Source organism: Micromonospora sp. WMMD882 (assembly GCF_027497255.1).
Classification (GTDB): domain Bacteria; phylum Actinomycetota; class Actinomycetes; order Mycobacteriales; family Micromonosporaceae; genus Micromonospora.
Window position 1 is genome coordinate 2847425 of sequence record NZ_CP114903.1, and the last position, 21357, is coordinate 2868781.

Annotated in this window: 21 protein-coding genes; 5 read left to right on the forward strand and 16 right to left on the reverse strand. The window is 73.5% G+C overall.

From position 1 onward, the window contains the following. Window positions 1–75: 75 nt before the first annotated feature. Window positions 76–1257, forward strand: a complete 1182-nt coding sequence (locus O7606_RS11545; protein WP_281599055.1) for an aminotransferase class V-fold PLP-dependent enzyme — start codon at window positions 76–78, stop codon at window positions 1255–1257. A 175-nt stretch (window positions 1258–1432) separates the two neighbouring features. Here the strand turns inward: O7606_RS11545 and O7606_RS11550 are convergent, their stop codons facing one another. Beyond that, window positions 1433–2134 carry a M23 family metallopeptidase gene (locus O7606_RS11550; RefSeq protein WP_281599623.1) on the reverse strand — a complete coding sequence of 234 codons (702 nt, stop codon included), beginning with the start codon at window positions 2132–2134 and terminating at the stop codon, window positions 1433–1435. 443 nt (window positions 2135–2577) lie between these two features. Here O7606_RS11550 and O7606_RS11555 point away from each other — a divergent pair, with 443 nt between their 5' ends. Continuing rightward, window positions 2578–3333, forward strand: coding sequence for a class I SAM-dependent methyltransferase family protein (locus O7606_RS11555; protein WP_281599056.1), 756 nt, complete (start codon window positions 2578–2580; stop codon window positions 3331–3333). Continuing rightward, complete coding sequence (locus O7606_RS11560) at window positions 3330–4436, forward strand: sulfite oxidase (protein WP_281599057.1); 1107 nt, start codon at window positions 3330–3332, stop codon at window positions 4434–4436. The genes O7606_RS11555 and O7606_RS11560 overlap by 4 nt, the downstream gene beginning before the upstream one ends. Window positions 4437–4518: 82 nt before the next feature. Here O7606_RS11560 and O7606_RS11565 read toward each other — a convergent pair whose 3' ends face one another. From O7606_RS11565 to proS, 12 genes are all read right to left on the reverse strand, one after another. Continuing rightward, window positions 4519–4842: a DUF2469 domain-containing protein gene (locus tag O7606_RS11565; protein WP_281599058.1), complete on the reverse strand. Its 324-nt coding sequence runs from the start codon at window positions 4840–4842 to the stop codon at window positions 4519–4521. Next, on the reverse strand, window positions 4839–5651 hold the full coding sequence (locus O7606_RS11570) for a ribonuclease HII (protein WP_281599059.1): 813 nt from the start codon (window positions 5649–5651) through the stop codon (window positions 4839–4841). The genes O7606_RS11565 and O7606_RS11570 overlap by 4 nt, the downstream gene beginning before the upstream one ends. Continuing rightward, window positions 5645–6112: an NUDIX domain-containing protein gene (locus O7606_RS11575; RefSeq protein WP_281599060.1), complete on the reverse strand. Its 468-nt coding sequence runs from the start codon at window positions 6110–6112 to the stop codon at window positions 5645–5647. The genes O7606_RS11570 and O7606_RS11575 overlap by 7 nt, the downstream gene beginning before the upstream one ends. A gap of 100 nt (window positions 6113–6212) precedes the next feature. After that, window positions 6213–6845: a signal peptidase I gene (lepB, locus tag O7606_RS11580; RefSeq protein WP_281599061.1), complete on the reverse strand. Its 633-nt coding sequence runs from the start codon at window positions 6843–6845 to the stop codon at window positions 6213–6215. After that, complete coding sequence (gene lepB, locus O7606_RS11585) at window positions 6842–7720, reverse strand: signal peptidase I (protein ID WP_281599062.1); 879 nt, start codon at window positions 7718–7720, stop codon at window positions 6842–6844. Before lepB (O7606_RS11585) ends, lepB (O7606_RS11580) begins: the two co-directional genes overlap by 4 nt. Before the next feature lie 156 nt (window positions 7721–7876). Next, the gene (gene rplS, locus O7606_RS11590; RefSeq protein WP_281599063.1) at window positions 7877–8233 is read right to left on the reverse strand and encodes a 50S ribosomal protein L19; all 357 of its coding nucleotides are present in this window, start codon (window positions 8231–8233) and stop codon (window positions 7877–7879) included. A gap of 143 nt (window positions 8234–8376) precedes the next feature. Beyond that, window positions 8377–9147, reverse strand: coding sequence for a tRNA (guanosine(37)-N1)-methyltransferase TrmD (trmD, locus tag O7606_RS11595; RefSeq protein ID WP_281599064.1), 771 nt, complete (start codon window positions 9145–9147; stop codon window positions 8377–8379). 194 nt (window positions 9148–9341) lie between these two features. Next, a complete protein-coding gene (rimM, locus tag O7606_RS11600) occupies window positions 9342–9956 on the reverse strand; it encodes a ribosome maturation factor RimM (RefSeq protein WP_281599065.1) in 615 nt (204 codons plus the stop codon). Continuing rightward, the gene (locus O7606_RS11605) at window positions 9956–10189 is read right to left on the reverse strand and encodes an RNA-binding protein (RefSeq protein ID WP_018218949.1); all 234 of its coding nucleotides are present in this window, start codon (window positions 10187–10189) and stop codon (window positions 9956–9958) included. The genes rimM and O7606_RS11605 overlap by 1 nt, the downstream gene beginning before the upstream one ends. A gap of 1 nt (window position 10190) precedes the next feature. Next, window positions 10191–10664: a 30S ribosomal protein S16 gene (gene rpsP, locus O7606_RS11610; protein WP_281599066.1), complete on the reverse strand. Its 474-nt coding sequence runs from the start codon at window positions 10662–10664 to the stop codon at window positions 10191–10193. 193 nt (window positions 10665–10857) lie between these two features. Further along, window positions 10858–11508 carry a DUF402 domain-containing protein gene (locus tag O7606_RS11615; protein WP_281599067.1) on the reverse strand — a complete coding sequence of 217 codons (651 nt, stop codon included), beginning with the start codon at window positions 11506–11508 and terminating at the stop codon, window positions 10858–10860. Window positions 11509–11593: 85 nt separating this feature from the next. After that, entirely contained in the window at window positions 11594–13000 is a 1407-nt protein-coding gene (proS, locus tag O7606_RS11620; protein ID WP_281599068.1) for a proline--tRNA ligase, read from the reverse strand. Window positions 13001–13155: 155 nt separating this feature from the next. On the opposite strand from proS, the gene O7606_RS11625 reads away from it, so the two are divergent. After that, window positions 13156–14331 carry a PP2C family protein-serine/threonine phosphatase gene (locus O7606_RS11625; protein WP_281599069.1) on the forward strand — a complete coding sequence of 392 codons (1176 nt, stop codon included), beginning with the start codon at window positions 13156–13158 and terminating at the stop codon, window positions 14329–14331. Between the two features lie 31 nt (window positions 14332–14362). Here O7606_RS11625 and O7606_RS11630 read toward each other — a convergent pair whose 3' ends face one another. Then, a complete protein-coding gene (locus O7606_RS11630) occupies window positions 14363–15448 on the reverse strand; it encodes an amidohydrolase family protein (protein ID WP_281599070.1) in 1086 nt (361 codons plus the stop codon). 248 nt (window positions 15449–15696) lie between these two features. Here O7606_RS11630 and O7606_RS11635 point away from each other — a divergent pair, with 248 nt between their 5' ends. Further along, entirely contained in the window at window positions 15697–19266 is a 3570-nt protein-coding gene (locus O7606_RS11635) for a S8 family serine peptidase (RefSeq protein WP_281599071.1), read from the forward strand. 56 nt (window positions 19267–19322) lie between these two features. On the opposite strand, the gene O7606_RS11640 is transcribed toward O7606_RS11635, so the two are convergent. Further along, complete coding sequence (locus tag O7606_RS11640) at window positions 19323–19460, reverse strand: hypothetical protein (RefSeq protein ID WP_281599073.1); 138 nt, start codon at window positions 19458–19460, stop codon at window positions 19323–19325. Window positions 19461–19662: 202 nt separating this feature from the next. After that, on the reverse strand, window positions 19663–21219 hold the full coding sequence (gene ffh / locus O7606_RS11645; RefSeq protein ID WP_281599074.1) for a signal recognition particle protein: 1557 nt from the start codon (window positions 21217–21219) through the stop codon (window positions 19663–19665). Between the last annotated feature and the right edge of the window lie 138 nt (window positions 21220–21357).

Below are 21357 nucleotides of genomic sequence, written 5' to 3' on the forward strand. Positions count from 1 at the left end.
CGCCACGTTCCCCACCGCGTCGGGCCGCCCGGGAAGGCCTGGGGCGGCGCAGGTCGGCAGAGTTACGATCACGCGGTGACCGTGCCGCAGCCGCCCACCCCGATCCCCGGCGCGCGGCTGCTGTTCAGCCTCGACCCGGCGGTCAGCCATCTCAACCACGGCGCGTTCGGGGCCGCGCCGGTCCCGGTGCAGCGGGCCCAGCAACGGCTGCGGGACGAGATGGAGGCAAACCCGCACCGGTTCTTCGGCCGGGGACTGGTCGACCGGGTCGCGCACGCGCGCCGGCACCTCGCCGACTTCCTCGGCGCGGACCCGGAGGGCAGCGCCCTGGTCGGCAACACCACCACCGGGGTGGCCGTGGTCCTCCAGTCCCTCGGGCTGGGGCCGGGCGACGAGGTGCTGTCCACCGACCACTGCTACGGAGCGGTCGGCATGTCGATCCAGCGCGAGTGCCGGCGCGTTGGGGCGTCCTCCCGGGTGTTGGCGGTGCCGTTGTCGGCCACCGACGAGGAGGTCGTCGAGTCCGTCCGCGCCGGTCTGCGGCCGGGCCGCACCCGGTTGCTCGTCGTCGACCAGGTCAGCTCGGCCACCGCCCGGCTGTTCCCGGTCGCCGCCATCGCCGGCGTCGCCCGGGAACTGGGCGTGCCGGTCCTGGTCGACGCGGCGCACGTGCCGGGAATGCTGCCGGTCCGCGTGGAGAGCGTCGGCGCGGACTTCTGGGTGGGAAACCTCCACAAGTGGGGGTACGCGCCGCGCGGCACCGCCCTGCTGGCGGTGCGTCCACCCTGGCGGGAGCGGATCCAACCCTTGACTGTCTCCTGGGAGCAGGACAGCGGCTTCCCGGGACGTGCCGAGTGGCAGGGCACCCTGGACTACACGCCCTGGTTGGCCGCGCCGGTAGGTCTCTACACCCTGCGCAGCCTGGGCGTGGACCGGGTACGGGCGCACAACGCGGCGCTGGCCGCGTACGGCCAACGGGTGCTCGGCGACGCCCTGGGGGTGGCGCCGACCCACCTGCCCGACCCCGGCGGGCCGTCGGTGGCGATGCGGCTCGTGCCGCTGCCCCCCGGGATGGCGACCACGATCGCGGCGGCGACAGCGCTACGGGACCGGATCTCGGACCGGATCGCCACCGAGGTCGCCGTGATGGCCTGGGGTGGGCGGGGCTGGCTGCGGCTCTGCGGCCAGGTGTACAACTCGGCCGAGGAGTACGAGCGGCTGGCGGTGCGCCTGCCCGCGCTGCTCGCCCAACGCTGACGCCCGGCCGGTTCCCGGCACGGTGGCCAGCCAGCCGTCCTGGCCGACCGCCGACGCCGACGACCGGGCGCTGCCCGGGCCCGACGCCGACCATGAGCCGGGTTCCCGCCCGACGCCCAGCCGGGCCCGACGCCGACACCCGGCCGGGTTCCGGCCCGACGCCCGCCCGGCGAGGTCACCCCGTCGGTCGGGCCGGCGGGTCGTCTCCGGCGCCCGACGGCACGACCGGGGCCGGCGGGTCGACGGGGAGCAGCCGCACCGGGACCGCCCCGAGCAGGGCGAGCGGGTCGAGGTAGTCCGTGCCCTGCCGCAGGCCCCAGTGCAGGCAGGCCGACGCCGGGCAGCCCGGGTGACCGGCGGCCAGCGCGCCCAACGGGACGCCGACGCCGACCCGGTCGCCGACGCGTACCGCCGGGCGCACCGGCTCGTAGGTGGTCCGCAACCCGTCGGAGTGCCCGACGCTGATCACCGGCCGGCCGGCGACCATCCCGGCGAAGAGGACCACTCCGTCTCCTGCCGCCCGCACCCGGGCCCCCACCGGGGCGGCCAGGTCGACGCCCCGGTGCCCGGGCAGCCAGGGCCGCGGAGGCGGGTCGAACCGCCGTACCGGAGCGGCCGGCACGTCAAGCGGCCAGCGGAAGCCCCACCCGGCCCCGGACCGCGGCGCACCGCTCACCGCCCGGATCGTCCCGGCCAGCGGCACGGCCAGCAGCCCGACAGGCACGGCAGGCGGACCCGTGCTCACGGTAGGCAGCCGGGGCGGCGCGGCGCGCGCCGCCGCCGGCCCGGGAACCGTCGCCGGGGCGGACGACACGACGGCGGCCCCGGCCGGCGGCCGGGCGACCGCTCCGGGCGGGCAGGGCGCCGCCAGCAGCACCGCGCCGACCAGCACCGCCACCGCCACGTCCCTCGGTCGTGCCGTTCCCCGGCGTCTCCTGTCCGTCACGGACCGCAGCCTGCCCGGTCGTCACGCCGGACGCCACCCGTAGCGGCTCGACTGTGGACAACCGGACGGCCTGTGGACGACCACCCGGACCGCCACCCGATCTGCTATGGCAGGACCACCGGCAGGCCCCTGAGTAGGACCGACGCCCCGGCCGCCCCGGCTCACCCTGACCGCTGACCACCCACCGCCCACGAACCACGACCACGACCACGGCCACGGCCACGGCCACGGCCACCAGCGCCAGGGCACCAGGGCACCAGGGCACCAGGGCACCAGGGCACCAGGGCACCAGGGCACCAGGGCACCAGGGCACCAGGGCACCAGGGCAGGGTCGCCCACCGGCCCGAAAGCCGTCGATTCTCTAAGCTGAACCCATGGTCCCCGACTGGTACGCCTGGCACACCGACTACGACCAGCCGGAGTCGGCGCTGTCGCGCCGGCTCGCCGAGGTGCGGCGGCAGGTCGGCGCGGCGCTGGACCGCGCGCCGGCCGGTCCGCTGCGGGCGCTCAGTCTCTGCGCCGGCCAGGGCCGGGACCTGATCCCGGTCCTGGCCGAGCATCCCCGACGGGTCGACGTCACGGCCCGCCTGGTCGAGCTGGACGCGCGCAACGCCGGGCTGGCCGCCGAGGCGGCCCGCGCCGCCGGACTCACCGGCGTCGAGGTGGTACGGGGTGACGCGGCGGACACCGACGTCTGGGCGGATCTCGTGCCCGCCGAGATCGTGCTGGTCTGCGGCCTCTTCGGCAACGTGAGCGACGCCGACGTCCGGGCGGTGGCGCGTCACTGCGGCGCGCTCTGCGCCACCGGCGGCACCGTCGTCTGGACCCGGCACCGCGAAGCGCCGGACCTGGTCCCGGCGATCTGTGACTGGTTCGCCGAGGAGGGTTTCGAGCTGCTCTCGCTGACCGCCCCGGAGGTCCGCAACGGGGTGGGCGCGCACCGCCACACCGGCCGTCCCCACCCGCTGCCCGCCGGGGTGGGCATGTTCCGGTTCGTCACCGACCACGACCGACCGGCGACGCCACCACCGACCGGCGACGCGACGGCGGGCGGCGCGCCGATCCGGTCGACCGCCGGCCTACCCGGCGGTGACGACGTGGCCCGTCAGCGCCCCGAGGAGCTCCGATGACCACTGTGGAGGACGCCAGCCGGCCGTCCCGGCTCGCCGGGCCGGACGAGGGGATCAGCCTGGAGGAGCTCCAGCTCGCGGCCCGCAACCACGGGCTCCCGCTGGAGGCGCTGCGCTACGACGTCACCCCGGCCGGCCTGCACTATCTGCTCATCCATTACGACATTCCGGCCCTCGACCCGGTGACCCACACGCTCACCGTGGACGGGGCGGTGGCCCGGCCGCTCACCCTCGACCTGGCCACCCTGCGCGATCGGCCGCGGGTCACCCGGCAGGTGACCATGGAGTGCGCGGGCAACGGGCGGGCGCTGCTGCGCCCCCGACCGGTCAGCCAGCCGTGGCTGGTCGAGGCGGTCGGCAACGCCGAGTGGACCGGCACCCCGCTGGCGCCCCTGCTCCACGAGGCCGGGCTCGACGCCGACGCGGTGGACGTGGTGTTCACCGGCGCCGACCACGGTTTCGAACGCGGGGTCGAGCAGGACTACCAGCGGGCCCTGCCGGTCGCCGACGCGCTACGGGACGAGGTGCTGCTGGCGTACGAGATGAACGGCGCTCCCCTGCTCCCGCAGCACGGCGCGCCACTGCGGCTGATCGTGCCCGGCTGGTACGGCATGGCGCACGTCAAGTGGCTGCGGGGCGTCACCGTGCTCGACCGGGCGTTCGACGGCTACCAGAACGCGGTGGCCTACCGGCTGCGCCAGGAGCCCGACGACGAGGGCGTGCCGGTCACCCGGATCGCGCCCCGGGCCCTGGTCCGGCCGCCCGGCGTGCCCGACTTCATGTCCCGGACGCGGGTGCTGCGGCCCGGTCCCTGCACGGTGGACGGTCGGGCCTGGTCCGGGTACGCGCCGGTGGTCTCCGTGGAGGTCACCACCGACGGGGGCGGCACCTGGTCGCCGGCCGTCCTGGACGAGCCGACCGGCGGCGAGTTCGCCTGGCGGCGCTGGCGGTACGACTGGACGGCGCAGCCTGGACGGCACGTGCTGGGCGCCCGGGCCACCGACGCGTCGGGGCGGAGCCAACCGGTCGAGCAGCCGTGGAACCGGGGCGGCTTCGCCAACAACCTGGTGCAGCAGGTGCAGGTCGCCGTCCTGCCAGACTGAGTCGCGCGGCGGGCGCCCGACCCTGGCGCAGCAGGTCGCGCGGCGGGCGCGTGCGGCCCGGGTCGGTCGGTCGGCGGGTGGGTCAGCCGCCGAAGCCGGTGTCGGCCGGGAGGGAGATGTCCGGCTTCTCCAACTCTTCGACGTTTACGTCCTTGAATGTCATGACTCGCACGTTCTTGACGAACCGGGCGGGACGGTACATGTCCCACACCCAGGCGTCGTGCATCTCCACCTCGAAGTAGACCTCGCCGTCGGAGTTGCGCACGTGCAGGTCCACCTGGTTGGCCAGGTAGAACCGGCGTTCAGTCTCCACCACGTAGGAGAACTGGCGGACAATGTCGCGGTACTCCCGGTAGAGCTGAAGCTCCATCTCGGTCTCGTACTTCTCGAGATCTTCCGCGCTCATCGCACTCCGCCCTCCATGACCACATCTTCCCCCACCGGTGCCGGCGGTCGAGGCTGCTCGCCCAACGCCACGCCGACGGTACCCCCTGACCGCCCCGAACGCTCCATCGGCCGGTGGCCACCCGCCGGATTCGGCCGGCGGGCCCGGGGCGGGCTGTCGGCCCGACCCGACACCGCCGCCACGTTGACGTACGAGAATCGGTGCTCCGGGCACGGGCCGTGCTCCCGCAGCGCCGCGCCGTGCTCGGCGGTGACGTACCCCTTGTGCTCGGCGAAACCGTACTCCGGGAACCGGGCGTCCAGCTCGACCATGATCCGGTCCCGGGTGACCTTGGCGAGCACGCTGGCCGCGGCCACGCACGCCGCGACCCGGTCGCCCTTCCACACCGCCAGCCCCGGCACGTCCAGGCCGTCGACCCCGAAGCCGTCGGTGAGCACGTACTCCGGGCGGGTGGTCAGCAGGGCGAGCGCCCGCCGCATCGCCGCCAGGTTGCACACGTGCAGGCCCCGCGCGTCCACCTCGTCGGCGGGGACCACCACCACCGCGTACGCCAGGGCACGCGCCACGACCTCCGCGTACACCCGTTCCCGGGCGGCGGCGGTCAGCAGCTTGGAGTCGGCCAGCTCGTCGATCTCGCCGCGTCGTCCCTCCGGGAGCACCACCGCGGCGGCCACCAGCGGCCCGGCGCACGCCCCCCGGCCGGCCTCGTCCGCGCCGGCCACGTGCCGGAACCCCCGTCGCTGCAACGCGCGTTCCAGGGCGTAGAGGCCGCCGTCGCGGCGCACCACCGTACGCGGAGGCGTCAGCACGTCACGTCACCTCCCAGCACACGGGCCAGCACCGCCGGCAGGTCCACCGGGTGGTACCGCTCGGCGGTGGCCGTCAGCTCGGCCGGCGTCCACCAGCGGTGGCCGGTGACGCAGGCCCGCTCGACGTCGTCGAAGCCCGTGGTGTCCACCTCCCAGGCGGGCACCCGGACCAGGAAGAACTCCTGCTCCTGCCGGTACCTGACCCCGCCGAACGGAAACTCGACCGTCTCCTGCCAGACCGGCGGCCCCAGCTCGGCCGGGGTCAGTCGCAGCCCGGTCTCCTCGGCCAGCTCCCGGGCCGCAGCGGCGGCCGGCGCCTCGCCGGGCTCCAGCCCACCCCCGGGGGTGAACCAGTACGCGACGCCGGGTCGGGCCGGGTCGACGCCGTGGAAGAGCAGGACCCGTCCGGCCGCGTCGACGAGGAGGACCCGCGCGGCACGTCGGGGGGTGTGGACGGTCACCTCTCCAGCCTGCCAGACGACCGGGCGCCGGCTGGCGACCACCCGGTGGGCCGGCGCGCGGGCCGGCGCAGCGACGCCGGACCGGGGACGACGGAGGCGCTCAGGGGTTCGGGACGGCCTCGAACGGCTCCGGCACGGACAACCAGGTGGCCCGGTCGAACGGCCAGAAGACGGTGAACGCCCGCCCCACCACGTCGTCCACCGGAATGGTGGACTGGTCGATGTCCTGGAGCCGCTCCCAGTGCTCCAGCGAGTCGCCGGAGGCGGACCGGTGGTCGCCCATCACCCAGAGCCGCCCGGCCGGCACGGTGATGTCGAACTCCTGGTCGGCGGGCTTGTCTCGGCGACCGTTGACGGAGAACACGTACGGCTCGTCCAGCGACCGGCCGTTGATCACCAGACGGTCCTGCTCGTCGCAGCAGACCACGTGGTCGCCGCCGACGCCGATCACCCGCTTGATGAAGTCCTCGCCGTCGGGGTTGCCGCTCCACTCGGTGGGCGCCTTGAACACCACCACCTCGCCCCGTCGGGGCGAGCGGAAGTCGTAGACCAGCTTGTTGACCAACACCCGGTCATCGATCTTGAGAGTGTTCTCCATCGACGGCGACGGGATGAAGAAGGTCTGCAGGACGAAGGCACGCACCAGCACTGCGACCAGGATCGCCACACCCAGGAGGATCGGCAGCTCCTTCCAGAAGGAGCTGCGCGGCTTGTCGGTCTGCTCGTCTATCACAAGTGGAGCCTACGTCGCCCGACGCGCATCGATCGACCGGAACGCGCGAGAAGCCAGCCGGTGATGGCCGGCGGGGCCAGCGGCAGCAGGGGCGGCAGCGTCCCGCCGACCGGCCGGAGCGGGGCGGGGGCGGCCGAGGTCGGGTCGAGCTGGCCGAAGGTCTCCGGCACCGGCAGCGACGTCCACCGCGCCGACGGCCAGACCACCAGGAAGGCCCGGCCGATCACGTTGTCGACGGGCACCGGCCCCTGACAGCGGGCGTCCTGCGAGACCAGCCGGTGGTCGCCCAGCACGAAGAGCTGGCCGGACGGGACGACCACCTCGTCGAACCGGCGGGACCGGCACTCCGCGCCGTTGGGCGGCAGCTCCAGCGGGGAGTCCCGCAGCACGTACGACTCGTCGAGCGCGACCCCGTTGACAGTGACCCGACCCTGGGCGTCACAGCAGGCCACCCGGTCCCCGGCCACGCCGATCACCCGCTTGATGAAGTCCTTCTCGCCGGGGCGGCTCACCCCGACCAGGTCGCCCAGGGTCTGACCGAGCTTGCCCAGGAAGCCCGGCTCCGGGCTGGTCTCCACCTGCGGCGCCCAGCGGTCGGTGCCCCGGAAGACCACCACCTCGCCGCGCCGGGGCTCCCGGACGTCGTAGACGACCTTGTTGACCAGCACCCGGTCCCCGATGAGCAGGGTGTCCTCCATCGACCCGGACGGGATGAAGAACGCCTGGAGCAGGAACGTACGGATCAGGACCGCGAGGCAGAACGCGACGATCAGCAGCAGCGGCAGCTCCTGCCAGAGCGGCATCTGCCGGACGGTCCGCCGGGAACGCCGCCGCCACGGGTCGGCCGCGCCGTCCTCGTCCACCGATTGCACCACGCCATCTCCCCGGTCACGCGGACACGACTACCGCCCGGGAGCCTCGTCGAGGCCCCACGGGCGGCAGTGAGATCGTCTCGCCGCGCCCGCCCGACCAGAGTAGTTCGCCCAGTTTCGATGGGCGCGGCGTACCGGTCGGTGGCGTGGCGGCCGAGATCAGCTCGGCTGCTTCTCGCGCTTCTCCTTGATCTTGGCCTTCTTGCCGCGCAGCTCCCGCAGGTAGTAGAGCTTCGCCCGCCGGACGGCGCCGCGGGTCACGACCTCGATCCGGTCGATGGCCGGGCTGTTGACCGGGTAGGTCCGCTCGACGCCGACCCCAAAGCTGATCTTGCGGACGGAGAAGGTCTCCCGCAGACCGTCACCCTGGCGACGGATGACCACGCCCTGGAAGATCTGCACACGGGACCGGTTGCCCTCGACGACCCGCGCGTGCACCTTCACGGTGTCACCGGCACGGAAGTCGGGGAGGTCGGTCCGCTTCGACTGGGCGTCAAGGGCGTCCAGGATGTTCATCGCTGCAACCTCGTGAGGCTCACGGCGTGCCGGTGGTCGGCACGCGAACGGGTGATTCTGATCCTCGGGTGGTGGCCGGTGGAAGCGACCCCGGTCGGGGATCCTCGTCTCCGCGCACGGTGTGGACGGAGACGGCAACCTCCCTACTCTGCCACATCCCGGCCGGGCAGGTGGAACCCACCCTGCGCCAGCGCCGACACATCCCGTTTGTCCAGATCGTCGACGAGCGCGGCGAGCAGGTCCGGCCGTCGGGCCGCGGTCCGGCGCAGCGCCTCGTCCCGCCGCCAGCGGGCGATCCGACCATGGTCGCCGGAGCGGAGGATCTCCGGCACGTCGTGCCCGCGCCAACTCGGCGGCTTGGTGTAGACCGGCGCCTCCAGCAGACCGTGCGCGTGCGACTCCTCGTCCAGTGAGCCGGCGTTGCCGAGCACGCCGGGCAGCAGCCGGGTGACCGCCTCCAGGATCACCAGCACGGCCACCTCGCCACCGAAGAGCACGTAGTCGCCGAGGGACACCTCGGTCACCGGCATCCGGGTGGCGGCGTGGTCGAGGACCCGCTGGTCGATGCCCTCGTACCGGCCGCAGGCGAACAGCAGCCGCTCCTCGGCCGCCAGCTCGTGCGCCATCGCCTGACTGAACGGCGTCCCGGCCGGGGAGGGAACCAGCAGCCGGGGCTGCGGCGCCTCCGCCGGGGCCAGCGCGTCGAGCGCCGCGCCCCACGGCTCCGGCCGCATCACCATGCCCGGCCCCCCGCCGTACGGGGTGTCGTCGACGGTGCGGTGCACGTCGTGGGTCCAGCTCCGCAGATCGTGTACGGCCAGCCGGAGCAGCCCGCCGGCACGGGCCCGCCCGATCAGCGACAGGTCGAGGGGCGCGAGGTACTCCGGAAAGATCGACACGATGTCGACGCGCATGCTGGTGGCTCCTGCCGATGTCAGGGACGTCCCGCCCGACCGGCGCCGCGCCCGCCGGCCCCGGGACGGCGAACGGCCCGGGCCCGACGATCCGGGCCCGACCGGCCGGCGGAAAGGTCCGGCCGGAAAGGGTCACGCCGGAATGGTCAGGCCGGCGGGAACGGTCCGGCCGGGACGGCCCGCCCGGCCGGGTGTCACAGGTCGAGCAGGCCGGCCGGCGGATCGACCACGACCCGACCACCGGCGAGGTCGACCTCGGGCACGATCGCCTTCACGAACGGAATCAGCGCGGTACGCCCCTCGGGACGACGCAGCACCAGCAGGTCGGAGGCGGGGGCGTGGTCGATCCGGGCCACCTCGCCCAGCCGCTCGCCGTCCGGCGTGACCACGGCGAGCCCGACGAGCTGGTGGTCGTGGAACTCCTCCGGGTCGTCCGGCGGCGCGATCTCGGCGCTGTCCACCACGAGCAGCGTGCCGCGCAGCGCCTCGGCGACGTCGCGGTCCAGCACGCCGTCGAAGGCCACCAGCAGGCGGCCCTGGTGCCAGCGGGCCGCCTCGACGGTCAGCCGCTCGGGCACCCGGAACGGCACGCCGACGTCGGACGACGGGGCGGCGGAGCCGGACGCCTGGTCGCCGACGCCGGCCGCCGCCGGGGCGACCCGGGACGGGGCGACGGGTGTCGCCCCGGGCTCGGTGACCAGCACCGACCCCGGGGCGAAACGTGCTTCGGGCTCGTCGGTCCGCACCTCCACGGTGACCTCACCGCGGATGCCGTGCGGCTTGCCGATCCTGCCGACAACGAGCTGCATCAGTACGAGTCGACGATGTCGACGCGAACCCCGCGCCCGCCGATGGAGCCGATCACCTGGCGCAGCGCCTTGGCGGTCCGGCCGGACCGCCCGATCACCGTGCCCAGGTCCTCGGGGTGCACGCGGACCTCGAGCCGCTTGCCCCGCCGGGAGTCGACCAGCCGGACACGCACGTCGTCCGGATTGTCGACGATGCCCTTGACCAGGTGCTCCAGGGCCGGACGGAGCGCCACGTCAGGCCTGCTCGCCAGCGCCCGCGCCGGCCTGCTCCGCGGCCTGCGGCGCCTCGGCGGGCTTCTCGGCCTTGTCGGCCTTCTCGGCGGGCTTGTCGGCCTTCTTGGCCGGCTTGGCCGGGGCGTCGGTCAGGCCCGCGGCGGCCTTCGCCTCGGCCTCGTACGCGGCCTGACGGTTGACCCGCTCGGGGGCGACCTTCAGCGGCGGCGGCGCCGGCAGGCCCTTGAACTTCTGCCAGTCACCGGTCAGCTCCAGCAGACGCTGCACCGCCTCGCTCGGCTGCGCGCCGACGGACAGCCAGTACTGGACCCGCTCCGACTTGACCTCGATCACCGAAGGGTCTTCCTTCGGCTGGTAGATCCCGACGAACTCGATCGCCCGACCGTCCCGCTTGGTGCGGGAGTCGGCGACGACGATGCGGTACTGCGGGTTGCGGATCTTGCCCATCCGCAGGAGCCGGATCTTTACGGCCACAGTGTTTTCGCTCCTGTTGCGATTCTCACCGGCCCGAAGGGGCGGTGCGGTGGGTGAGAGCCGACCGGCACAGTGGGGTTGGGCCGGAGACTGCTCGGTGGACTGGCGACGTGCCCGGGTTAGAGGGCGCCGAACACACGCCGGATACCAGCCAGCCATTGTGCCAGACCCACCGGTCACCCCGCACACCGGGTCAGCGGACGGGCGGGCGGTCCCAGCCGGGCGGCAGGGCCGGTGGCGCCGCCCACTCCGGCGGCGGGCGGAAGTCGCACCAGGTGCCGTCGAACGGGAACTCCCCCGCCTCGGCGAGCGCGATCGCCCGTTTCCCCTCGGCGCGCACCGCGGCCTCGTCGGCCACCCAGTAGTGCTCCGGGAAGGCGAGCCGCTCGGCGAACTCCTCCTCGTCCTTCCACTGCCAGCTCCGGTCGGGTCGGACGACCACGTCGAGGTCCTGGTCGACCACGTCCACCCCGGCCAGGTGACCGTCGTCCCACCGGACGCCCGGTTCCTCCAGGTTCACGTACCAGTTGGCGAAACGTCCCTGCTCGTCGGAGAACCACCAGACCGAGTGCGCGGCCCCGGTGGGCAGGAACTTCAGCAGCGGCGGCCCGCTCCAGCGGGCGTGGGCCGACCGGTACGACGGGGAGGTGATCCACTCGGCGAACGGCATCGTCCGCATGCCCCGGCCGTCCGCGTGCACCTCGCTGGCCACCGGCGTGTCCCGGGCGATCCAGATCAGCAGGCCCCGGTCGTCGTCGCTGACCACCCGGGCCGGGCGGACCCAGCCGATCCGCCCGCGTCGTACGTTCCGGTGGACGACCAACCGCCCCGGCTCGAACCTCACCCCGTGCCCTCCCCCTCGTGTCGGCAGAGCCCCGTCCTACGCACGAGACGTCCGGAAGGCGCCCTTCCTTGCATTACGCCGCGGCTCAGTAGGCGCGGGCGAGCACGGCGACCAGGTCGGGCTCGTCCTCGGAGTCCGGGACGGAGCCGTCCGCGCGGACCAGGCAGCGCACGGTCACGCCCTGGCCGTTGGCCTCGGTCTCCCCGGCGACGCCCACAGCCGACCACGGCACCCGGGCCCAGCCGGTGGCGGCGGCCTCGATCGCCTCGGCGAGCGTGCCCACCTCGACCGTGCGGGCCGCCCGGTGGGCGCGCGCCTCGTCGAGCAGCGCCTGCTGGTCGGCCGCCAGGGCGGCGCGTACCGCGCCGACCACCTCGTCCACCGGCGTCGGGGTCTTCGAGCCGTCGGTGCGCCGGACCACCACCGCGTTGCCGGCGGCCAGGTCACGGGGGCCGACCTCGACGCGTACCGGGTGGCCGCGCAGCTCGGCGTCGACGGCCCGGCGACCGAACGGCGTGTCGACCCGGTCGTCGAGCGCCACCCGGACGCCGGCCTCGCGCAGGCCGTCGCGCAGCTTGGCCGCCGCCTCGACGACGCCGGGGCCGTCCTTGACCACCATCACGTACGCCTGGACGGGCGCGAGCCGCGGTGGGACACGCAGGCCGTTGTCGTCGCCGTGGCACATGATCAGGCCGCCCAGCATCCGGGTGGAGGTGCCCCAGGAGGTCGTCCAGGCGTGTTCCCGGCCGCCCTCGGCGGAGGAGTAGGTGATGTCGAACGCCCTGGCGAAGTTCTGCCCCAGCTCGTGGCTGGTGCCCAGTTGGAGCGCCTTGCCGTCGCCCATCATGCCTTCGCAGGTGTAGGTGGCGGTCGCCCCGGCGAACCGCTCCCGGGCGGTCTTCAGCCCCACCTGCACCGGGATGGCGAGCACGTTGACCATCAGGTCCTCGTACGCCTCGTGCAGGATCCGGCGGGCGTACGCGCGGGCGTCGTCCCGGGTGGCGTGCGCGGTGTGCCCCTCCTGCCAGAGGAACTCGCTGGTGCGCAGGAAGATCCGGGGGCGCAGCTCCCAGCGGACCACGTTGGCCCACTGGTTGAGCAGCAGCGGGAGGTCCCGGTACGAGTCGACCCACTTGGCCATGAACTCGCCGATCACCGTCTCGCTGGTCGGCCGCACCACGATCGGCTCGGCGAGCTGCTTGCCGCCACCGTGGGTGACCACCGCCAGCTCGGGCGAGAAGCCCTCGACGTGCTCGGCCTCCCGCTTGAGGTAGCTCTCCGGGATGAACAGCGGGAAGTACGCGTTCTCCGCCCCGGCGTCCTTGATCCGGGCGTCCATCTCGGCCTGCATCCGTTCCCAGATGGCGTAGCCGGCCGGTCGGATGACCATGGTGCCCCGCACCGGCCCGTTGTCGGCGAGCTTCGCCTTGGCGATCAGGTCCTGGTACCAGCGGGGGAAGTCCTCCGCACGGGGAGTGAGCACGCGTGCCATGACCGGACATCCTATGCGCCCGCCCCCGGGACGCCGCCACCGATCCCCGGCTCTGCCATCATGGGGGAACTCGGCGGTGGGCGGGGCATCAGGCCGCCACCCGTCGTCCGCTGTCATCCGGGGCGCCCGGGTGACAGGACGCGAGGGGAACCGTGGTGGATCTGCTCCAGGCGCTGCGCCAACTGCTGCGCGCGTCGCACCACGCCCGCGCGGTGGACCTGCCGGACCTGGCCATGCGGGTGGCCCCGCTGCTGGACGCCAGCGCCGTGCTGCTCTACCGCGTCGACCACCAGCAGCGGTGGTTGATGCCGCTGACCGGTCCGCTCACCCCGCCCCGCCCGCCGGTGCCGATCGCCGGCACGATGGCCGGGCGGGCGTTCACCGCCCTGACCGTCCACGAGGTGCCCGGCCCGGACGGCGTCTCGCTGTGGATGCCCCTGCTCGACGGCGTCGAACGGCTCGGCGTCGTCGAGGTGGTCGGCGTCGGGCCGTTCGACGCGGCGGACCGGGACGACCTGGTCGACCTCGCCACGCTGCTGGCCGAGCTGGTCGTCACCCGCTCCCTCTACGGCGACACGTTGGAGCTGGTCCGGCGACGCGCGCCGATGCAGCTCCCGGCGGAGCTGCTGCGGGCCCAGTTGCCGCCGATGACCTTCGCCACCGACCGCCTGGTGATCAGCGGGCTGCTGGAGCCCTGCTACGACGTGGGCGGTGACGCCTTCGACTACGCGGTCAACGGGGACACCGCCCACCTGGTCCTGTTCGACGCGGTCGGGCACGGCTCGCAGGGCGGCCTCCGGGCGGCGGTGCTCGCCTCGATCGCCCTGGCCGCGTACCGCAACGCGCGCCGGTCGGGGTTGTCGCTGACCGGGACGTACCACCACATCGACGACGCGGTGCGGTCCCACGACCGGGCCGGCATGATCACCGCGGTGCTGGCCGAGCTGGACCAGCGGACCGGGCTGCTCCGGGTCATCTCGGCCGGTCACCCGGGCGGTCTGGTGCTGCGGGACGGCCGGGTGATCCGGGTGCTGCCGACCCCGACCGCGCTGCCGATGACGCTGGGTGACCTGCAACCGCCCCGGGTGGTCGAGGAGCAGTTGGAGCCCGGCGACAACGTGCTGCTCTACACCGACGGCATCGTCGACGCGCGTTCGGCCGACGGCCGGCCCTTCGGGCTCGACCAGTTGGTGGACTTCACCCTGCGGGCGCTCGCCGACGGTCTGCCGGCCCCGGAGACGATCCGCCGGCTGGTGCACGCCATCCTCGACCACCAGGACAACCACCTGACCGACGACGCCACCGTGCTGATGGCCCGCTGGCGGGGTTGACCGCCGCGCCGCGGGCGGCCCGGGCCGGCGGTCATCGCGTCCGCAGGGGGCGGCCCTTGAGGACGACGTGGGTGGGGGCGCGCACCACGCGCAGGTCCCGCCGGGGGTCCTCGGGGTAGATGGTGAGGTCGGCGAGGGCGCCTTCGGTGAGGGCGGGGAAGCCGAGCCAGGCGCGGGCCCGCCAGGAGGCGGCGGCCAGCACGTCCTCGGCGGACATGCCGGCCCGCTCGTGCAGCAGCAGCATCTCCTCGGCGGCGAGGCCGTGATCGATGCCACCGCCCGCGTCGGTGCCGACGTAGATCGGCACCCCCGCCTGGTACGCGGCGCGGACCACCTCGGGGAAGCCGTCGCGCAGGGCGAGCATGTGGTCGGCGTACCCGGGGAACTTGGCCCGGGCCTGGTCGGCGATCTGCCCGAAGGTCCGAATGTTGATCATCGTGGGGATCAGCGCGGTGCCCCGGCGGGCCATCTCGTCGACCAGGTCGAGGCTCAGGCCGGTGCCGTGCTCGACCGAGTCCACCCCGGCCCGCACCATGATCTCCACCGCCTCCTCGGAGAAGGTGTGCACGGCGGCGCGTACCCCGGCGGCGTGCGCGGCCTCGACGGCGGCGGTCATGGTGGCCGCGTCCCACGCCGGCGCGAGGTCCCCGACGCCCCGGTCGATCCAGTCGCCGACCAGCTTGACCCAGCCGTTGCCGGCGCGGGCCTGCGCGGCCACCGTCGCGACGACCTCCGCGGCGGGCACCTCCACGCCGATGTCGCGCAGGTAGCGGCGCGGCGGGGCGATGTGCCGGCCGGCGCGGACCAGTCGCGGCACGTCCGGGTCGTCGTCGAGCTCCGGGTACGGGTACGGCGAGCCGGCGTCGCGGATGGTGAGCACGCCGGCGTCCCGGTCGACGGCGGCCAGTTCCCGGGCCTGCGCCAGGGAGCCGACCGGCGCGCCGCCCCGGGCGATGCCCAGGTGGCAGTGCGCGTCGACCAGGCCGGGCAGGACGAACCCGCGGTCGGCGATGGTCTCCGCGCCGGGGACCGGCTCGAAGGTCACCCGGTCCCCGATCAGCCACAGGTCGCGTTCCTCGTCGTCGGGGAGCAGCACGCCGCGTACGTGCCAGGCCATTCGTCCTCCGTCTGGGTCGGTCGGGCTGGTGGGGCCATTCTTCCCGCCCGTGCCGGCGCGCTCCGGGCGGGCGGGTCGATGTGACACGGCGGTAACGAATTGAACACAGAGAGCCACACGAACGGTCGATTGACGAATTTCTTTATTTATACCTGTCTTGATCTGTGGGATCGTCGGGCCGCACGATGCTCCGATGGGTCCGGCCCGGCCGGGAGCCCAGCCTCGCCTCACGAAGGAGCGTCGAAACCGTGTCACCACGAAGATGGCGTCTGGCCGTGGCCGGCCTCGCGGTCGGCCTCACCCTCCCCGTCGGCCTCGTCGGCAACCCCGCCGTGGCCGCGCCGGACCCGGAGGCCGCCGCGACCGCGCGGGCCGTGGCCGCCAAGGTCGACAAGAGGGTCACCAACCGGATCTCCGCCACCGGCAAGTCGGCGTTCTGGGTCTTCCTGGACAGCCAGGCGGACCTGACCGCCACCGCCCGGCTGCGCGCCAAGGCGGACAAGGCCGCCGCCGTGCTCCGGGCCAAGACCGCGCACGCCGACCGCAGCCAGGCCGGGCTCCGCGCGCTGCTGACCGCCCGGGGCGCCGACTTCACCCCGTTCTGGCTGGTCAACACGATCAAGGTGACCGGTGACGCCGCGCTGCTCGGCGAGATCGCCACCCGCGGCGACGTCCGCGAGGTGGTCGCCGACGAGCCGGTGGCCCTGCCGGAGCCGATCGCCGCCGACACCGTCCCGACCGTGGACGGCGTCGAGTGGAACATCGACCGGATCAACGCCCCGCAGGTCTGGAACGGGCTGGGCGTCCGGGGCGAGGGCATCGTGGTCGCCGGCATCGACACCGGCGTCAACTACCTGCACCCGGCGCTCAACGCCAGCTACCGGGGCCGCCAGGCCGACGGCAGCTACGACCACGCCTACAACTGGTTCGACCCCACCGGCTCGTGCGCCGGCGACGCGCCCTGCGACAACAACGACCACGGCAGCCACACCATGGGCAGCATGGTCGGCCTGGACGGCGAGAACGTCGTCGGCGTCGCCCCCGGCGCGACCTGGATCGCGGCCAAGGGCTGCGCGTCCAGCTCCTGCGCCCGGGACACGCTGCTGGCCGCCGGCCAGTGGATGGTCGCGCCGACCGACAGCGCCGGCGCGAACCCCCGGCCGGACCTGGCCCCGGACGTGATCAACAACTCGTGGGGCAACACCACCTACGACCCGTGGTACGCCGAGACCGTCTCGGCCTGGGTGGCCGCCGGCATCTTCCCGGCGTTCTCCAACGGCAACAGCGGGCCGAACTGCAACACCTCCGGCAGCCCCGGCATGTACTCGATCAGCTACAGCTCCGGCGCGTTCGACGTGAACAACGCCATCGCCAGCTTCTCCAGCCGGGGCACCGGCGAGAACGGCGAGATCAAGCCGAACATCGCCGCCCCCGGCGCGAACGTCCGCTCGTCGGTCCGGACCGGGTACGGCTCGTTCAGCGGCACCTCAATGGCCTCGCCGCACACCGCCGCCACCGTGGCGTTGATGTGGTCGGCCTCCCCCGCCATCCACGGGGACGTCGCCGCCACCCGGGCCATCCTCGACGACACCGCCATCGACGTGAACGCGCTCACCTGCGGCGGCACCGTGGAGAAGAACAACGTCTTCGGTGAGGGGCGGCTCGACGCGTACGCGGCGGTGGAGGCCACCCCGCGCGGCGCGCTCGGCGCGGTGGCCGGCGCGGTCACCTCCGCCGGCCAGCCGCTGGCCGGGGCCTCGGTCGCCGTGGCCGGCCCGACGACCCGGACCACGACCACCGCCGCCGACGGCTCGTACGGCTTCGAACGGCTGATGGTCGGCGACTACACGGTGACGGTCACCAAGTTCGGCTACCTCACCGCCACCGGGCAGTTCACCGTCACCGAGGACCAGACGACCACCGCCGACGTGGCCGTCGAGCAGGCCGCCTCGGCCACCCTGACCGGCACGGTGTCCACCTCCGCCGGCCCGGCCGCCGGGGCCACGGTCACCGTGCTGAACACCCCGGTCACCGCCACCGCCGACGCGCAGGGCCGCTACCGGGTCACCGTGCCGCAGGGCAAGTACGACGTCCGCTACGAGCACGCCTACCGGTGCGCGGACGGGGTCACCCGGCCGACCACCGTGCAGACCGACGAGGTCCAGGACGTCGTGCTGCCGGACCGGGTGGACGCCTTCGGTTACGCCTGCGGCGCGGCCGACGGCACGTTCGTGCCCGGCGTCCAGCAACTGGACATCACCGGGGACGACAAGACCGTGCCGGTGACCCTGCCGTTCCGGGTGCCGCTGTACGGCAAGTCGTACCGCGAGGCCTGGGTGAGCAGCAACGGCGTGCTGGGCTTCGGCGTGGCCACCACCAACCGGCTGAACACCACCATCCCGACCACCGGCACCCCCAACCTGGCGCTCTTCCCGTTCTGGGACGACCTGTACGTGGAGACCGACTCGGCGGTCTACACGACGGCCTTCGGCAGCGCCCCGCGCCGGACGTTCCTGGTGGAGTGGCGCAACGTCTCGCTCTACGCCGACCGCACCCAGCGGCTGACGTTCAGCGCGGCGATCAGCGAGGACGGCTCGGTGGTCTTCCGGTACAAGGACGTCGACGGCGGCGGCCCGCAGACCGGCACCGGGGCCACCATCGGTCTGGAGAACGAGGCCGGCACCGAAGGGTTCCTGTACTCGTTCAACACCGCCGCGGTCGCCGACGGCGCCGCCATCGCGTTCCGCACCACCCGCACCGGGGTGCTCTCCGGCGTGGTCACCGACGCCAACGACGGCCTGCCGGTGGCCGGTGCCACGGTCACCACCCGGGTCGGCGACACGTCGGTCACCGACACCTCGGACGCCTCCGGGCGCTATCTCGTCCAGGCCCCGGCCGGCGCCGCCCAGGTGAGCCTGGCCAGCGCGAACTACGAGACCGCCACCGCCACGGCCACGCTGACGGCCGGCGCCTCCGAGGTGCGGTCGGCGGCGCTGCGCACCGCCCGGATCACCGCCTCGGCGGCCAGCCTGACCGTCACCGCGCCGGCCGCGCAGACCCGCAGCCGGTCGATCACCCTCAGCAACACCGGCACGCTCGACGCCGAGGTCGTGGTGACCGAGCTGGACGCGGACGGCTTCCCGGCCGACATCGGCTGGCTGGAGCTCACCGGCGGCAGCGCCACGGTCGCGCCGGGCGCGCGGCACACCGTCGGCCTGGGCATCCGCACCGCGGGCCTGGCCCCGGGCAGCTACCACCAGGCCAAGGTGCAGATCACCTCACCCAGCGGGCGCAAGCCGGTGCTCGTGGTGCCGGTCACCCTGGTGGTGCCGAGCTGGACGCTGGCGGTCGACGCCGGCGCCAACGCCGGCCGCACCGACGTCGAGGGGCAGACCTGGTCTCCCGACCGGGCGTACAGCGCCGGTGGGGCCGGCTACCTCGGGGCCTCCACCCGCCAGAGCACGGCGCGGGCCATCACCGGCACGAACGACCCGGCCCGCTTCGCCGACCTGCGGGAAGGCATGTACGAGTACCGGGTGGACGGGCTCGCCGACGGCCACTACACGGTGGAGCTGGACTTCGCCGAGGTGCGGATCCAGCGGCCCGACACCCGGGTCTTCGACGTGCTGCTGGAGGGCCAGGAGGTGCTGCCGTCGCTGGACGTCGCCGGTGAGGTGGGCAACTTCGCCGCGCTCAACCGGACGTACACCGTCCAGGTGACCGACGGGAGCCTGAACATCCGGTTCGTCACGCACAAGGGGTTCGGCGTGCCGATCGTCAACGCGCTCCGGGTGACCAACCGCCCGGACCTCGGCTGACCTGAGCGGCAGCGTGGGGCCCGGCCGTCACGGCCGGGCCCCACGTCGTACCCGCCTCAGGCCCCGCGCTCCAGCACCGCCCGCCGCCGCCTGCTCCACGACGGCAGGTCCATGGTCGTTTTCCAGGGCCGGTCGATCGTGACGAGACCGTCGGTCTCGACGCTCGGCTCGTAGCCCCCCTTCGGGCTCAGCACGAACTCGGTCAGGGTGAAACGGCACGATCAGCCTTCCGTCGACCAACTCGTACGGAAGGTCCTTCGGCAGGTCGTCGAGGTCGTCGACCGTCCACTCCGTGCGCTCGGGCAGGATCGGCGCCGCAGTCATGGGGTTCTCCTTCCAGGGGACCCCATCACCGTAAGAGTTCATCCGATCACCCTACGCCAGCGACACGTACGGTCACTTCTGCTTGCCGTCGCCCTTGCCCAGCTTGTTGAAGTCGATCTTCGGCAGCTTGAAGCCCGGGGGCAGGCCCTGGCCGCCGGCCAGGTCGTTCGGGTCCAGCCCCGGCGGGAGCTGCGGCATCCCGCTCGGGAACCCGCCGGCCATCCCGGCGCCCGCCCCGGTACGCGGCCGGTTGCCGCCCTTGGTGCCCTTGCGCTTGTTCTTCGGGCTCTTGGTCGCCTTGCGCCGGCCACCGCCGGGCAGGCCCATCATGCCGCCCATCTGCTTCATCATCTTCTGCGCGTCGGCGAACCGGTTGAGCAGTTGGTTGACGTCCATCACGGTGACCCCGGAGCCGTTGGCGATGCGCGCCCGCCGGGAGCCGTTGATGATCTTCGGGTTGCTGCGCTCGGTCGGGGTCATCGACCTGATGATCGCGGTGACCCGGTCGAAGTGCTTGTCGTCCAGCTCGGCGAGCTGGTCCTTCATCTGCCCCATGCCGGGCATCATGGCCAGCACGTTGGCGATCGGACCCATCCGCCGGACCGCGATGAGCTGATCGAGGAAGTCCTCCAGGGTGAAGGACTCACCGCCCATCAGCTTGGCGGTCATCTTCTCCTTCTGATCGGTGTCGAAGGCCTGCTCGGCCTGCTCGATCAGGGTGAGGACGTCGCCCATGCCGAGGATCCGGCTGGCCATCCGGTCGGGGTGGAAGACGTCGAAGTCCTCCAGCTTCTCGCCGGTGGAGGCGAACAGGATCGGCTGACCGGTGACCTCGCGGACGCTCAGCGCCGCGCCGCCCCGGGCGTCGCCGTCGAGCTTCGACAGCACCACGCCGGTGATGCCGACGCCGTCCCGGAACGCCTCGGCGGTGCGGACCGCGTCCTGGCCGACCATCGCGTCGATGACGAAGACGACCTCGTCCGGCTGGACCGCGTCGCGGATGTCGGCGGCCTGCCGCATCATCTCGGCGTCGATGCCCAGCCGACCGGCGGTGTCGACGATGACGACGTCCCGGGCGGCCCGCCGGGCGTGCTCGATGGAGGCGCGCGCCACCTGCACCGGGTCACCGGCGCCGTTGCCGGGCTCCGGGGCGTACACCTCGACGCCGGCCCGACCACCGAGCACCTGGAGCTGCCCGACGGCGTTGGGCCGCTGGAGGTCGGCGGCGACCAGCAGCGGCTGGTGCCCCTGGGCCTTGAGCCAGCGGGCCAGCTTGCCGGCGAGGGTGGTCTTGCCGGAGCCCTGAAGGCCGGCCAGCATGATCACGGTCGGCGGCTGCTTGGCGAACTGGAGCCGACGCCCCTCGCCACCGAGGACGGCGATCAGCTCCTCGTTGACGATCTTGATGATCTGCTGGGCCGGGTTGAGCGCCTGCGACACCTCCGAGCCGCGCGCCCGCTCCTTGACGTTGGCGATGAAGCCCTTGACGACCGGCAGCGCGACGTCCGCCTCCAGCAGCGCGAGGCGGATCTCACGCGCGGTGGCGTCGATGTCGGCGTCGGTGAGGCGCCCCTTGCCGCGGAGCTTGGTGAAGATCCCGGAGAGGCGGTCACTCAAGGTGTCAAACACGCGAACATCCCGATTGTCAGTGTCCCGGCGAGCACGAACGGCGACCGGACGGAGGTGTCCAGCCACCGCTAGGGTAGCCCGCCACCCATCGCCGTGCGCCACGCCAGCCACCCCGCCGCCGCCCGGCGTCCCCCAGCG